This window comes from Methylobacillus rhizosphaerae (assembly GCF_900187985.1).
Classification (GTDB): domain Bacteria; phylum Pseudomonadota; class Gammaproteobacteria; order Burkholderiales; family Methylophilaceae; genus Methylobacillus; species Methylobacillus rhizosphaerae.
This window is the reverse complement of the sequence record NZ_FZOA01000002.1, coordinates 115,705-130,332: the sequence shown is the minus strand read 5'-3', so window position 1 is coordinate 130,332 and position 14,628 is coordinate 115,705. Positions and strand designations below refer to the sequence as shown.

Sequence of the window (14,628 nt, the reverse complement as noted above, 5' to 3'; positions counted from 1 at the left end):
GTAAATGAAATGTTATTATTTGTTTCTGAAAGTAATGGCATGCCCACATCCTGGCAGCCATTTTCTTGAATCGTAACCTCAATTATAGAGTTGTGAAGGAGTAATTATGTCGTCCATTGAGTCCGTGCTGACGGAAACACGCATTTTTGCACCGCGTGATGCATTCCGCCAGGCTGCCACCGTTTCCGGGATTGAGGGTTATGAAGCCTTATGCAATGCCGCTGAACAGGATTACGCCGGCTTCTGGGCCGACCTCGCCCGGCAGGAAATCGACTGGCAGACTCCTTTCACCGAAATACTGGACGAATCCAACGCCCCATTCTACCGCTGGTTTGCCGATGGCAGGCTCAATGCTTCCTATAACTGTCTTGATCGACACCTGGCAACCCATGCAGAGAAAATTGCGCTGATTTTTGAAGCGGATGACCGCACAGTCACCAACATCACCTACCGGAAGCTGCACCAACGCGTATGCCGTTTTGCCAATGCCCTGAAAACACAGGGTATCGGCCTGGGCGACCGCGTCATTATCTACCTGCCCATGGGGATTGAAGCCATTGTGGCCATGCAGGCATGTGCCCGTATTGGTGCCATTCATTCTGTGGTGTTCGGCGGCTTCTCCGCCAAGAGCCTGCATGAACGTATCGTCGATGTAGGTGCCAGGCTGGTGATTACCGCTGACGCTGGCATGCGTGGCGGCAAAGCTGTCACGCTCAAGACCGCTGTCGATGAAGCGCTCAACCAGGGTGGCTGCGAAGCAGTGGAAAAAGTCATTGTTTACCAGCGCACCGGCATCGATATCACATGGAATAAAGACCGTGACCTCTGGTGGCATGAAATCGAGGCGGCTGAAAGCGATACCTGTGAGCCAGTCTGGGTGGATGCGGAACATCCGCTCTTCATTCTCTACACATCCGGCTCCACCGGCACCCCAAAAGGCGTGCAGCACTCGACAGGCGGCTATCTGCTCGGCGCCATCATGAGCATGAAGTGGGTGTTTGACCACCAGGATAGCGATATCTTCTGGTGTACGGCAGACGTAGGCTGGATTACCGGGCATAGCTATGTGGCCTACGGCCCGCTGGCGATCGGCAGCACCCAGGTTGTATTTGAAGGTATCCCGACCTATCCGGATGCTGGCCGCTTCTGGCAGATGATAGAGCGCCACAAGGTCAGCATTTTCTATACAGCTCCTACCGCGATCCGCTCCCTGATCAAGCTCGGTGGCGACTTGCCCACGCAATACGATCTTTCCAGCCTGCGCCTGCTGGGCACCGTAGGTGAGCCCATCAACCCGGAAGCCTGGATGTGGTACCACACGGTTGTCGGACAGGAGCGTTGTCCGATCGCCGATACCTGGTGGCAGACTGAAACCGGCGCGCACATGATTGCCCCCCTGCCCGGCGCCATAGACCTCAAGCCTGGCTCATGCACACGTCCACTGCCTGGCATCATCATGGATATTGTCGAGGAAAACGGCACCCCCATTGAAGGCACAGGCGGCGGCCTGCTGGTCGTGAAGAAACCCTGGCCGTCCATGATCCGCAATATCTGGAACAACCCGGAACGATTCAAGAAATCCTACTTCCCGGAAGAGCTCAAGGGACTCTACCTGGCTGGTGATTCTGCGCATCGTGATTCAGATGGCTATTTCTGGATCATGGGCCGGATTGATGATGTGCTCAATGTATCTGGTCACCGCCTGGGTACCATGGAAATCGAATCGGCCCTGGTTGCCAACCCTCTGGTGGCGGAAGCCGCCATTGTCGGCAGGCCGCATGACATCAAGGGCGAATCAATCGTGGCCTATGTCGTCCTCAAGGGAGCGCGCCCAGAAGGCGAATCCGCCAAGGCTATTGCAGCCCAGTTGCGTGACTGGGTGGGCAAGGAGATAGGCCCGATTGCCAAGCCTGACGAAATCCGTTTTGGCGAGAACCTGCCCAAGACCCGCTCCGGCAAGATCATGCGGCGCTTGCTGCGCTCGCTGGCCAAAGGCGAGGAAATCACTTCGGATATTTCCACACTGGATAACCCTGCCATTCTTGAGCAGCTCAAGCAATCCGCCAGCTAGTCGTCCGCTGTCCGATATCCGGAAGCATAAAAACGGCACCCCTGGGTGCCGTTTTCTTTTCTCTGCATCAAGCCATTACTGCTCGATTTTTGCCAATGCATGCTGGTAGATATTGGTGGCACGCATGCCTCCCTTGCAGAATCCCAGGATAGGTGTCGGTAGCCCAGGCAGCAGAGCTGCCAGCTCATCGACCTGTGCCTGGGTCAGCTGACCGGGAACCACAGGAATATGCACATATTGCAGGCCATTGGCTTCGGCCGCCTGGCGCAGCGTCTCACTGGACGGCTGCTCAGCGCCGCCTTCACCGTCAGGCCGGTTATTGATGATAGTCCTGAACCCGGCAGCCGCTGCCTCGGGCACTTGCTCTACAGTCAATTGCGGACAGCTGCTGAACTGATCGCTGATGGTCTTGATACTGATCGTCATGTTTTCTCCTTCAAGAGTGCCAATATACCATGCCAGCCCATGTATTCCGGCATATCAGGAAGCCATCTCCTCTGCATCATTGTAGTTCAGCGGCCATTGCCAGTGTGCAGATACAGGATTGACCAGCTGGCGCAAATGCTCGGCAATACGCTCGATCAAGGCGGCATCTGCCTCCCTATTCAATCCCTGATAAGGTTTTCCATGATAATCGCCATCAAAGGCCAGCACATCGGCTACGGATTCACTGGTTTCAAACAAGGCCTTGATGCGCTGACATTCCTTGTCCTCTGGCGTCACCATGCGCAAGGCATACAGTATCCCCAGCGCTGCGCCGAACTCCAGCATGGGTGTGGTAATACCATGCCGAGCCGCCAGCTCTATGCTTCCCATGATACGTTCCTTGCGCTGCAATTTACGCAATGGATCGCGCCCTATGCGCCGGCATGGATCCCGAAATGATGCCTTGCAACGGGCAATGAAACTGTTCACGAATGATGCATTAATATACTCGGCAAGCGCAGGATTCTCCTGCAGCATGGCGGGCTTGATTTCTTGGTTGATCAGCCGCTTGACCAGCATCACCACCCGTTCATCCCCCATACCCTGCCCAATCGTCTGATAACCAAGCAGACTGGCGTACCAGGCGATAATGGCATGTGTGCCATTCAGGAGCCGGTTCTTGATGGCCTGAATCTCGGCAATATTATCGACCGGCTGGATCTGCCGCAGTCGCTCAAGGATTTTCCCACCCTTACGCGCATACAGCACCATGTCCGGGCCGCTTTCGAACAATGTGACACTCAACTGATCCAGCGCACGATTCAACTGGGAGGCATGACGTAACTGACCGACAATCCTGTTGAGCCCGGGTTCTGCCAGCAGCGCTGCCTCCTGATGCAGGGGCGCCACATTACCCATGGGTGCCAGCAATTTGTTGTGGGTCTGCTTTTCAAAGCTAGCGAAATTAATCCTGACCTGTTTCAGCAGAATTTCTTTCGATATTTTTGACACCATGCGATTCACTACGGTTTCAGTGAAGCACGCCATCGCCATGATCTGCTCGACCTGCTGGGCATCCAGCATGCGCAGCATGGCTTCCTTCACCTGGCGCCGGACAAAGGCAGCACCACCGACTTTATTCAAGATGACCAGCACCTCCAGTGGCCTGGCGCCATTCTGGAAACGCGCCATCAAACCCTTGGCGATCATGCCAGCCTGCTGCTTGATCGCTGATTCAGGCAGGCACAGACCAATGATCTCCGAGATCACGTACATATCGCACACCGCCGCTTCATCTGCCATATCAATCAGCCGGATGCGGTCTATGGTCTGGTGGAAAGCCACGTTGCCATAATGCACGTCATATTTACCAAAAGCATTAACCAGGCTACGCAAAGTGGCATTGTTGCTCGCGCCTATGATTTCGTAAGGCCGCGTATAACCATCCCAATGCGAGAATATCTGGGCAAGATACCCACCTCCCATGGCGCCAAAACCATGAATGCCGGCACGCACGTTATTGATGGTTTGCGGGAAGGCGTCGGTTAATTTCGGTTTGGGCAGGTCCGGAGTGAACTTGACCAGTTCCCCGAGAAAATCCGGCATGCTGTCATACGCCTGGTACGCCAGCGCCTTAATTTCCGGACGCGGCTCCTTGATATCCCTGACCAGGATAGGCAGCCCTCCCGCGCGCGAAGCGGACAGCAGACCGTTCTCAGAATCCTCGAACATCAGGCAGTGTTCAGGCAGGCAGTTGAGTTCAGCTGCGGCTGTCCTGAAAATCTCCGGATGTGGCTTGCCCTGCTTGACCTCATCACCACATACCGTGATATCAAAATACTTCATGACATTCGCATTGATCAGGTACTCTTCAGCAATCACCCGACGGCTGGATGTGGCCACGGCCATCAGCAGGCCATTGCGCTTGAGGCGCTCCAGGACTTCATACAGTCCGGGTTTGACAGGAACACCATGCTTGCGCACATGTGCCAGCTCCAGCTCATCAGCACGGGCGCGGATAGCAGCATAGGGATAATCATTGCCATAACGGCTCTTGGCCAGTTCTTCAGCTTTTTTGGCACTCAGGCCTAGGGAGCCCATCAGGATTTCATCGCTGATGCTTTCGCCGAACAATTCAGCAGAGGCTTGTTTGATGGTGGTGAATCTGAGGCGTTCGGTATCGAACATGGTGCCATCCATATCGAATATGGCGGCATGGATGAGTCTTTCCTTGAAAATCATAAAAATCCTAACGCTAATGGGATAATTTTGGGGTTCACCTCGATAGTGAAATGAATGATGACTTTTTTACCATAACATATTTTCCCGGCCACCCAGGTAAAATTGGTCTTTAAATTCAAAATGATGCAACATCCTCAATTGGAATCTTCCTGCTCAACCATGGCATCGAGTTTCCTGAAAGACAGCTGTAGCGCGACATTATCCCCTGGACACGACCACACACTTCCGGGGAACATCCCTGCTGCGAAGATGGTCACTTGATTGAAGTCCCATGTCATGAAACAAAGAAAAAAGGGAAAGGACACTCATGATATTCAGGCAATTATTTGATGAAGCTTCTTGCACCCTGACTTATCTCATCGCTGATCCGGAAAGCCACGAAGCCTTGCTGATCGATCCGGTCAACTCAGGTCTGCAGCATTACCTGCAATTGCTGGAACAATATAATCTGGTATTGAAATACTCCCTGGAAACCCATGTGCATGCCGACCACATCACGGCCAGCGGCTTGTTGCGGGAGAAGACCAACACACTGACAGGGATAGGCAGCCGCTGCGATGCGCTGGCCGCAGACCTGCAGCTGCAACATGGCGACCAGCTCAGCCTGGGACCCTACTTCATCCAGGTACTGGCAACACCCGGACATACGGCGGGCAGTGTCAGTTACCTGCTGGAGGACAAGGTGTTTACCGGTGATTCATTACTGATCAACGGATGTGGCCGCACAGACTTTCAAAGCGGGGATGCAGGCACTCTCTATGACAGCATCACGCAGAAGCTGTTTACCCTGCCGGATGAGACCCTGGTTTATCCCGGCCACGATTACAAGGGCTATCGTGTCAGCTGCATCGGGCAGGAAAAAGCCATCAACCCACGCCTGGCCGGCATCTCGCGCGCAGCATTCATCACTATCATGCAAACGCTGGACCTGCCCAAACCCGGCATGCTGGATACCGCAGTACCTGCCAACCGTAGCCTGGGCATTGAGGCTTTGCCTCATGGTTGAATGGCCTGGCCCTGCCACAGGAAATCCGCCCGGATACCTGATCATGCGCTGGAGCCAACATACCCTGGCAGGCCATTTGCCATAAAAAATGTAGTATTACGCATAAATCACAGCGGAATCGGGACACAAAGCAGGTAAAATAGCGCTTTTGCCCGTATCCCCTATTCCGTTATGTCCAGTTTCAGTTCAGAAATCCAGCGCCGCCGTACGTTTGCGATTATTTCCCACCCCGATGCAGGTAAAACCACCCTGACCGAAAAGCTGCTCTGGTTCGGCGGTGCCATCCAGGTTGCTGGTGAAGTCCGTGGCCGCAAGGCAGCTCGCCATGCCACATCCGACTGGATGGAGCTGGAAAAGCAGCGCGGTATCTCCGTGACCTCTTCCGTCATGCAGTTTCCCTATCGTGAGCATATGGTCAACCTGCTGGATACCCCAGGCCACGATGACTTCTCTGAAGATACCTACCGCACCCTGACCGCAGTGGACTCTGCCGTGATGGTGATCGACTCGGTCAATGGGGTGGAAGCACAGACGATCAAGCTGCTCAATGTCTGCCGCATGCGTGATACCCCCATCATTACCTTCATCAACAAGCTGGATCGTGAATCGCGCGCGCCCATTGAACTGTTGGATGAAATTGAATCCACACTGGGCATGCAATGCGCGCCTGTCACCTGGCCTATCGGCATGGGCAAGAGCTTCCGTGGCGTTTACCACCTCTATAACGATACCATCGCATTTTTTGACCCACATGCAGAAAAAGGCACGGCGGAAATCATCGAAGGTCTGAACAACCCACGCCTGGACGAACTGATAGGCTCCCAGGCCGATGACTTACGCCTGGATGTGGAACTGGTACGCGGCGCTTCCAATACGTTCGATAAACAGGCTTATCTCGATGGCAAGCAAACCCCAGTGTTTTTCGGTTCCGCCATCAACAACTTCGGTGTGCAATCACTGCTGGATGCCGTGCTGGACCTGTCTCCCGCGCCATTGGCACGCAATACATCCACTCGAAGCGTTTCACCAATGGAAGAAAAATTCTCCGGTTTCGTGTTCAAGATCCAGGCCAATATGGACCCCAAGCATCGCGACCGTATCGCCTTCCTGCGCATCTGTTCCGGTCGCTTTGAACGCGGCATGAAAATCAAGCAAGTCGCCAGTGGCAAGACCTTATCGGTGAACAACGCCATCACCTTCATGGCGCAGGACCGCACCACCATGGACGAAGCCTATTCCGGTGACATCATCGGCATCCCCAATCACGGCACGGTCAAGCTCGGCGATACCTTCACCGAGGGCGAGAACCTCAAGTTCATCGGCATCCCATCGTTCGCGCCGGAATACTTCCGCCGCGCGCGCATCAAGAACCCGATGAAAATGAAACAATTGCAGATCGGCCTCAAGCAGCTGGCCGAGGAAGGCGCTTCGCAGCTGTTCCGCCCCTTGCTTTCCAATGACTTGATCCTCGGTGGCATCGGCCTGTTGCAGTTCGACGTTGTGGCGCACCGCCTGGAACATGAATATGGCGTGGATGTCGCATTCGAAAGCTACGATTGCGCCACTGCACGCTGGCTGCGCGGGTCGGATTCAGACCTCAAGGCAATTGCCGACAAGTACGGCTTCAACGTCGCCCTGGATGGCAACGAGGAATACGTCTATCTCGCTCCCAACCGTGTCAATCTGCAAATGGCACAGGAACGCTATCCAGACATCGAGTTCCTCGAAACCCGCGAGATTTTCTGACCGGAGATGGTGGCAACGCATCCCACTCCCTGCCCATGCCAGAGCGGCTCTGACTATGCACAATGTTGCGCGCGCTGGCATCAGGGAACATCTGCGCCCACGGCTGAAGCGCTCATGCGCTCACGCTACGCGGCTTATGCACTGGGACTGAAGGACTACCTGCTGACAAGCTGGCATTCCTCTACCCGCCCCGGCATACTGGGACTGGCCACAGAGCCACCTGTTAAATGGCTGGGCCTGCGTATCCTGCGCACCGAAAACGTCACACCAGAACAAGCTATCGTCGAATTCATTGCCCGCTACAAGGTCAACGGCAAGGCGGAGAAACTGCATGAAACCAGCCGCTTTGTACAGGAAAATGGCAGATGGTTTTATGTGGATGGCGATTTTACTGACGCTTGAACCCCAAGCTGAATGCAGGCCGGGATGACACAGACAATCGGCAATGATATACCGGCTTGCCATATGCCCAGCATGCCTAGAATTCTCCGGATGGTGAATAACCCACCCGTTTCAATCAGTTAGCATCTCACCATTCATCAAAGCAGAACTGCCCTTACTCACTCGCAAACGCTTCACACAACATACTCAACAACGCCCCCAGCATAGGCACTAGTTCTTCCTTATCAAATGGCGCTTCTTCATCCGTTGCGGCAATCACGAAGGCCATGAGCACTTTTTCGATGTCCTGGCGGTAGTTCATCCAGTGCTCGACTTCGGCATCGCCGATCAGCTGGTATTTGTGATTACCGGATTCGATGATTTCGGCCAGTTCCTCGTTTTCCAGTTCTGCAAATAGGGAGCGGGCGATGGTGACGGCGGCAGCTTGATAATCCGGCTCAATGCCTTCCTCGCCCAACGGCAGGGTCAGGTAGGTATAGGCCAGCATGGCATAGGCCTGATAGACCGCGAGCATGTCGAAATTTTCGACGCGTTCATCCGCAGGAGAGCGACCAGTATCTTTAATGGCGCGGAAGGTGATGTAGCAGGCCAGATAAGTTGCGGCCTCCAGTGCGTCATAATCCTCGAGGTTGGTACTGGGCGGCTCGCTGGCATCAGTGCGTGCTTCATTGAGGCAGAGGGCGTAGGTCAGGATGAGTCTTTGGGAGTAGCTGGTTTCCATGGTTTTCCTTCAGTCATGCGCTTGATGACGATATTTAGTTGATTTCAGGCAAGGCATCGAGCTGCTCGTGCAACGCTAGCCAACGCTCCTCGGCTGTCGTCAATTGTTGCTCCAGCTCGGCCTGGCGTTTCTGCAGGGTTTGCAGGCGGGTCTTGTCTGTTTCCTGGTATAGCTCGGGTGCGGCCAGGGCTTGTTCAAGCTGGTCTTTCTCCGGCTGCCAGGTGGCCATCTTCTTTTCCAGTTGTTCCAGCTCCTTGAGCAATGGCCTGCGTTCCTGCAGGCGGGCATGGCGCTCTGCCTTGCTCTGTGCTCGCGCATTGGGCGTTGCTTCAGGCTTGTTTTTTTCTTCCTCGGCCTTGTCACGCAGGCGCTGCTCGTTGAGCCAGTTGCGGTAATCCTCAAGGTCGCCGTCGAACTCTTGTACCTTGCCATCCGTCACCAGCAGGAAACGGTCACAGGTGGCACGCAACAGGGAACGGTCGTGCGAGACCAGCACCATGCCGCCCTGATAATCCTGCAAGGCCATGGTCAGGGCATGGCGCATTTCCAGGTCGAGGTGGTTGGTGGGCTCGTCCAGCAGCAATAGGTTCGGGCGCTGCCAGATCAACAGGGCCAATGCCAGGCGCGACTTCTCGCCGCCGGAAAATGCGCCAACAGCACTGGTCGCCATGTCGCCACGAAAATCGAATCCGCCAAGATAGTTGCGGTGCTCCTGCTCGCGCGTGACAGAGTCGAGCCGCAACATGTGCTGCAACGGCGATTCGTCCGCGCGCAATTGCTCAAGCTGGTGCTGGGCGAAGTAGCCCAGGCGCAGATCCTTGCCTTCCACCCGCTTGCCCTGCAATGGCTGCATGGTATCCGCCAGCAGCTTGATCAGGGTGGATTTACCCGCGCCGTTGCGCCCGAGCAGGCCGACGCGCTCGCCTGGGCGCAGAGTCAGCATAATGCGTTGCAAAATGATCGTGTCCTGATATCCAGCATCAGCTTCATCCAGCACCAGCAATGGGTCAGGCGCAGCCAGCGGCTCGCGGAAACTGAAACTGAACGGACTATCCACATGCGCAGCGTTGATAAGCTCCATGCGTTCCAGCGTCTTTATACGGCTTTGTGCCTGCCTGGCCTTGGTAGCCTGGGCTCGGAAACGGTCGATGTATTTCTGCAGGTGCGCCACTTCGCGCTGCTGGCGCTCATAGTTCGCCTGCTGCTGCGCCAGGCGTTCGGCACGCTGGCGCTCGAAATCCGAATAACCGCCCTTATATAAAGTCAGCCTCTGCTGCTCGATATGGGCAATATGGTTGACGATGGCGTCGAGGAAATCCCGGTCGTGCGATATCAGCAGCAAGGTGCCACGATAATCCTTGAGCCAGTTTTCCAGCCAGATCACCGCATCGAGATCGAGGTGGTTGGTGGGTTCATCGAGCAGCAACAAGTCGGAACGGCACATCAATGCCTGCGCCAGGTTAAGCCGCACACGCCAGCCACCGGAGAAATCGGACACGGGCCGCGCAAGATCAGCGCTGGAGAAGCCCAGGCCATGTAACAGCTCTGCCGCCCTGGCGCGCGCGGAATAGCCTTCTATCTCCCCCAGCCTGGCATAGAGTTCGCCGACGCGTTCGCCCTCACCTGCCGCTTCCGCTGCGCGTAAGTCTGCCTCGATCTGACGCAGCTCGGCATCACCATCCAGGGTGAATTCAATCGCGGCGTCCGCCAGCGCCGGGGTTTCCTGCGCGACATGGGCAATACTCCAGTGCTGAGGGATGTCCAGGTCGCCGGATTCCGGGTGTAATTCACCACGCAACATGGCAAACACGCTGGATTTTCCGGCGCCGTTGGCGCCTGTGAGACCGACCTTATGACCGGGGTGGAGCTGGAAACTTGCCTCTTCAACCAGGCATTTCACGCCACGATATAACTTAATGTTTTTTAACTGAATCAAGAAACTCTACTCAACGATGTTCAAGGAAAAGATAAATTCCGCGGGAAAATAATATGCAAGGCACCGCTATTGTAAGCCAATCGTGGCAATTTTCGTCCATCAGGCGTTGACCAAGCCCCATACCAATGAAATACTCTGGTCTGAGACACCTTCCAATACATTGGAGCCTGTTTGACAGGACTTCATGCAGTTTAAACAACGCAACAGAATAATATGGTCAAAAAGTCCTTGCTCTGGTGTTATCGCGCCACTCTTGCCGCCCTGTGGTTCATCATCATTGCGTTCTCCATCATTGTACTCAGCCTGCGCTACCTGGTGTTGCCCAGCATCGATGACTATCGCGAGCGTATCGCCGCCAAGGTCAGCACTGTGCTGGGGCAACCCGTCACGATCAAGCACCTGTATGCCAGCTGGGATGGTCTGAACCCCAGGCTGGTTCTGCGTGACATTGACATCTATGACCAAGAACAGCGCGTCGCCCTGTCATTCAAGCATATCGAAGCCAGTATTTCCTGGCTCAGCATCCCATTGCTTGAACCACGCCTCAGCTCCTTTATCATCCATGATCCGGAATTGAGCATACGCCGTGAACCAGATGGCATCGTGTATATCGCCGGCGTTGCCACCAATGGCCCGGCAAGACCGGAATTTGCCAACTGGTTGTTGCGCCAGACCGCGATTGATGTGCGCAATGCCACTATCAGCTGGCACGACAACCTGAGACAGGCGCCGCCCCTGATACTGGACAATCTCAATCTGCACCTGGAAAACCCTGCCCTGACCGGCCTGATCGGACAACATCGCTTTGGCCTGCAGGCCGTACCTTCCCTTGCCGCTTCCGGCCCCATCGATATTCGTGGCAACCTGTATGGCAAGGATGTCAGCAAGCTGCAGGAGTGGCGCGGTACCCTCTACGCCCATGCGGACGGCATTGATGTTGCTGCCTGGCAGCAATGGTTGCCATCGCAGTTCATGGAGATCAGCCGCGGACATGGTGCTGCAAGAGTGTGGCTGGAGTTCGCGGATGGCGCACCAGGAAAAGTAACCAGCGATGTCATTCTTTATCATGTCACCAGCCAGATCATGCAGGACCAGCCCGCAGTCAAACTTGATGCGCTTTCCGGCAGGTTGGGCTGGATCCGGCACAAGGATGGGCAGGAATTTACCGCCAAGCACCTGAAACTCGCCACGCCAGAAGGCCTGGATATGCAACGCGGCAATATCGCAGTCCGTACACAGATATCAGGCACGCAATCCATCCTCAGCGGCAGTGTGGCGCTGGATGAAATTTCACTGGCTTCAGCCCATATCCTGGCTTCCCACATCCCTCTACCCGAGCAAGCCAGAGAAGCTCTGGACCAGATCAACCCCGAAGGCGACCTGCAGAAACTCAACTTATCGTGGACCAGCCGTGGTGGCTTCCCAGAGAAATATCATGTGCAGACTCAGTTCAACGATCTGGGCATGCGTGCCTACCAGAAAATTCCCGGATTCAAGCAATTGAGCGGCAGTGTCAATGCCGATGAAACCAGCGGTATTCTCAACCTGAATACGCATCACGCGGAACTGAATTTCAAGGATATATTGCGCTGGCCGATCCCCGTGACCAAGCTGACAGGACAGGTCAAATGGAAAACCAACGATGGCAAGCCGGAAATCCGGGTCAATAACCTCAACATTTCCAATGCGCATCTCGCTGGCGCCGTCAACGCCAGCTTCCAGCACCAGGACTCAAAAGGCGGGATGCTGGAGCTGATTGCAAAATTCAATCGTGTGGATGGCAAGTATGCCCGCTTCTACTACCCGCACATATTGGGTGAGCATACGACAGCATGGCTGGACGATGCAATTCTCGCAGGCAAGAGTGAGGATGTCAGTGTCATCATCAAGGGCAATATGCATGACTTCCCGTTTGCAGGTAACAAAAACGGGCTGTTCCAGGTCAAGGCCAAAATTCATGATGGCTCACTCAAGTTTGCCTCCGAATGGCCGGATATCGAGAATATCGCGCTGGACATGCTGTTTGAAGGCAACCGCATGGAGCTCAACGCCAACAAGGGCACCACGCTGGGTACCCAGGTAGTGAAAAGCAAGGTCACGATTCCCGACCTTGCCGCGCACCAGCCAGTACTGACTGTAGTCAGTGAAGGCCAGGGGCCTGTCAGCAATGGAATCCAATATCTCAACTCCAGCCCGCTGGCCGAGATAACAGGCGGCTTCACCCATGGCCTGAAAACCAGTGGCGATGGCAAGCTGTCACTGGATCTGCAGATCCCGCTGCATGATGTCAACGCCACAAAGGTCAAAGGCAGTTACACCATTACCAACGGTAGCCTTGCCAGCCAGGACATTCCGGCATTGTCGCGTATCAATGGCAAACTGGACTTTACCGAACACGAGCTACGCGGACAGAACCTCAGCACCTGGGTCTACGGTGGCCCAGCCCAGGTCAGTCTCAACACCGGCAAGGATAATATCGTCAATATCAGCGCGCGCGGCCAGGTCAACGACAGTGGTCTGCGTGCGGCTTTCGGCCCCGGCCCCTTTGAGCGGATTTTCGGCACGACAGACTGGAACGGCAATATTGTGGTTGGGCCAAATGGCGCCAACATTACCATACACTCCAACCTGCAAGGCATCACGTCGAGCCTGCCCTACCCTTTGAACAAAACCATGAGTGACACAGCAGCACTCAAGGTGGAGCGCAAACAGGCCAATCCACTGCAGGACACCATCAACATCAGTTATGGTAATGCATTGGGGGCCATACTCATGCGAGGCAAACAAAGTGACGGAAGCTGGAAACTGCTGCGTGGCGATATCGGTTTCAATGTGGCACCAACATTGCCGCAGCAGACAGGCCTAACCATCCATGGCAGCATGGATCACTTGGATATTGACGAGTGGCGCGAGATTGCAGGCAAACAGCAAGGCAATAACCAGGCTGCAATTGATCTTCAGCGCATTGATCTGGATATCAACAAACTGGATGCTTTTGATCGCCGTATCAATGAACTCAAGATGGCAGCAAACTCAATCAGCGGTGGTTGGCAAATGCAGGTACAGAGCAAGGAGCTGACCGGCAATATCCAGTGGCTCAGCCAGGGCAACGGCAAGGTCGTGGCGCGCCTGCAACGCCTCAGCATTCCATCCTCCACCCCTGACACCGCGACACTGCGCACCCAGGGCCAATTCAACCAGCCAGGCACGGTTACAGAATATCCATCACTGGACATCATTGCCGACCGTTTTGAGTATGGTACCAAGCAGTTGGGGAAACTGGAGTTGCTGGCAAATGAACATCATGACGACTGGAGTATAGAGAAATTACGTATCAGCACACCGGAAAGTGAGCTGAACGCGGACGGCGAATGGCACAACTGGAAACGACGGCCCAATACCCGCTTGAATATCAACTGGAAAATCAGTGATGTAGGCCAGACACTTGAGAGTTTCGGCTATCCCAATACCATCAAGGGAGGCACTGCCGACTTGACTGGCCAGCTCAAGTGGCCTGGAAGTCCGCATGATTTTGATACCACATTGTTAAGTGGCAACCTGCAACTTGATGTGCGCAAGGGACAGATCCTCAAGATACAGCCCGGTGTTGGCCGCCTGTTCAGCGTCCTGACCCTGCAGAATCTGCCGCGCCGTCTCAGTTTTGATTTCCGCGACGTTTTCAGCAGTGGCTTCACTTTCGACAAGATCGATGCCAATGTCCGTATTGATGACGGCATCATGCGTAGCGATAACTTCCACCTGGAAGGCCCTACTGCCTCAGTCACCATGACCGGCGAAACCAATTTGCAGAAAGAAACCCAGCATATCAAAGTCAAAGTCACTCCGTATGTCAGTGACAGCCTTTCCATCGCTGCGCTGGCAGGTGGCCCTGTCGTCGGTGCCGCTACCTACCTTGCGCAAAAACTGCTGAAAGACCCGCTGAATCAGATTGCTTCTTCGGAATATGAGTTTGTGGGAACCTGGGATAATCCTGTGGAAGTAAAAAACGGCAAGGGCGATAATAAGACACCGGAGGCTTCCCCCTTGGGCAAGTAATTCCGGGTACCTAATCAATGTAA

General features: G+C 54.8%; 9 protein-coding genes. 5 read left to right on the top strand and 4 right to left on the bottom strand.

Going from position 1 to position 14,628, the window contains the following annotated elements; genetic code table 11:
• Positions 1 to 106: 106 nt before the first annotated feature.
• The gene (gene acs / locus CHB59_RS02795; protein WP_089374719.1) at positions 107 to 2,071 is read left to right on the top strand and encodes an acetate--CoA ligase; all 1,965 of its coding nucleotides are present in this window, start codon (positions 107 to 109) and stop codon (positions 2,069 to 2,071) included.
• 75 nt (positions 2,072 to 2,146) lie between these two features.
• Here acs and CHB59_RS02790 read toward each other — a convergent pair whose 3' ends face one another.
• Positions 2,147 to 2,497, bottom strand: coding sequence for a protein tyrosine phosphatase family protein (locus CHB59_RS02790; protein WP_089374718.1), 351 nt, complete (start codon positions 2,495 to 2,497; stop codon positions 2,147 to 2,149).
• A 54-nt stretch (positions 2,498 to 2,551) separates the two neighbouring features.
• On the bottom strand, positions 2,552 to 4,738 hold the full coding sequence (gene mtlD / locus CHB59_RS02785; protein WP_089374717.1) for a bifunctional mannitol-1-phosphate dehydrogenase/phosphatase: 2,187 nt from the start codon (positions 4,736 to 4,738) through the stop codon (positions 2,552 to 2,554).
• Between the two features lie 310 nt (positions 4,739 to 5,048).
• Between mtlD and CHB59_RS02780 the strand changes: the two genes are divergently transcribed.
• The 3 genes from CHB59_RS02780 (at position 5,049) to CHB59_RS02770 (ending at position 7,892) form a co-directional block, all read left to right on the top strand.
• Positions 5,049 to 5,744, top strand: a complete 696-nt coding sequence (locus tag CHB59_RS02780; protein ID WP_089374890.1) for an MBL fold metallo-hydrolase — start codon at positions 5,049 to 5,051, stop codon at positions 5,742 to 5,744.
• Between the two features lie 171 nt (positions 5,745 to 5,915).
• Positions 5,916 to 7,490 (top strand): peptide chain release factor 3, encoded by a 1,575-nt coding sequence (locus tag CHB59_RS02775; protein WP_089374716.1) that lies wholly within the window; start codon positions 5,916 to 5,918, stop codon positions 7,488 to 7,490.
• A 6-nt stretch (positions 7,491 to 7,496) separates the two neighbouring features.
• Complete coding sequence (locus tag CHB59_RS02770; RefSeq protein ID WP_089374715.1) at positions 7,497 to 7,892, top strand: YchJ family protein; 396 nt, start codon at positions 7,497 to 7,499, stop codon at positions 7,890 to 7,892.
• A 154-nt stretch (positions 7,893 to 8,046) separates the two neighbouring features.
• Here the strand turns inward: CHB59_RS02770 and CHB59_RS02765 are convergent, their stop codons facing one another.
• Positions 8,047 to 8,613, bottom strand: coding sequence for a hypothetical protein (locus CHB59_RS02765; RefSeq protein WP_089374714.1), 567 nt, complete (start codon positions 8,611 to 8,613; stop codon positions 8,047 to 8,049).
• Positions 8,614 to 8,647: 34 nt separating this feature from the next.
• On the bottom strand, positions 8,648 to 10,549 hold the full coding sequence (locus CHB59_RS02760) for an ATP-binding cassette domain-containing protein (protein ID WP_089374713.1): 1,902 nt from the start codon (positions 10,547 to 10,549) through the stop codon (positions 8,648 to 8,650).
• Between the two features lie 213 nt (positions 10,550 to 10,762).
• On the opposite strand from CHB59_RS02760, the gene CHB59_RS02755 reads away from it, so the two are divergent.
• Positions 10,763 to 14,605, top strand: coding sequence for a YhdP family protein (locus CHB59_RS02755; RefSeq protein WP_089374712.1), 3,843 nt, complete (start codon positions 10,763 to 10,765; stop codon positions 14,603 to 14,605).
• The last annotated feature ends 23 nt before the right edge of the window (positions 14,606 to 14,628 follow it).

What these genes read in the sequence shown, in the direction of transcription:
- acs (WP_089374719.1), top strand. Translation starts at nt 107, where the DNA reads ATGTCGTCCATTGAGTCCGTGCTGACGGAAACACGCATTTTTGCACCG.
- CHB59_RS02790 (WP_089374718.1), bottom strand. Translation starts at nt 2,497, where the DNA reads ATGACGATCAGTATCAAGACCATCAGCGATCAGTTCAGCAGCTGTCCG.
- mtlD (WP_089374717.1), bottom strand. Translation starts at nt 4,738, where the DNA reads ATGATTTTCAAGGAAAGACTCATCCATGCCGCCATATTCGATATGGAT.
- CHB59_RS02775 (WP_089374716.1), top strand. Translation starts at nt 5,916, where the DNA reads ATGTCCAGTTTCAGTTCAGAAATCCAGCGCCGCCGTACGTTTGCGATT.
- CHB59_RS02770 (WP_089374715.1), top strand. Translation starts at nt 7,497, where the DNA reads ATGGTGGCAACGCATCCCACTCCCTGCCCATGCCAGAGCGGCTCTGAC.
- CHB59_RS02765 (WP_089374714.1), bottom strand. Translation starts at nt 8,613, where the DNA reads ATGGAAACCAGCTACTCCCAAAGACTCATCCTGACCTACGCCCTCTGC.
- CHB59_RS02755 (WP_089374712.1), top strand. Translation starts at nt 10,763, where the DNA reads ATGGTCAAAAAGTCCTTGCTCTGGTGTTATCGCGCCACTCTTGCCGCC.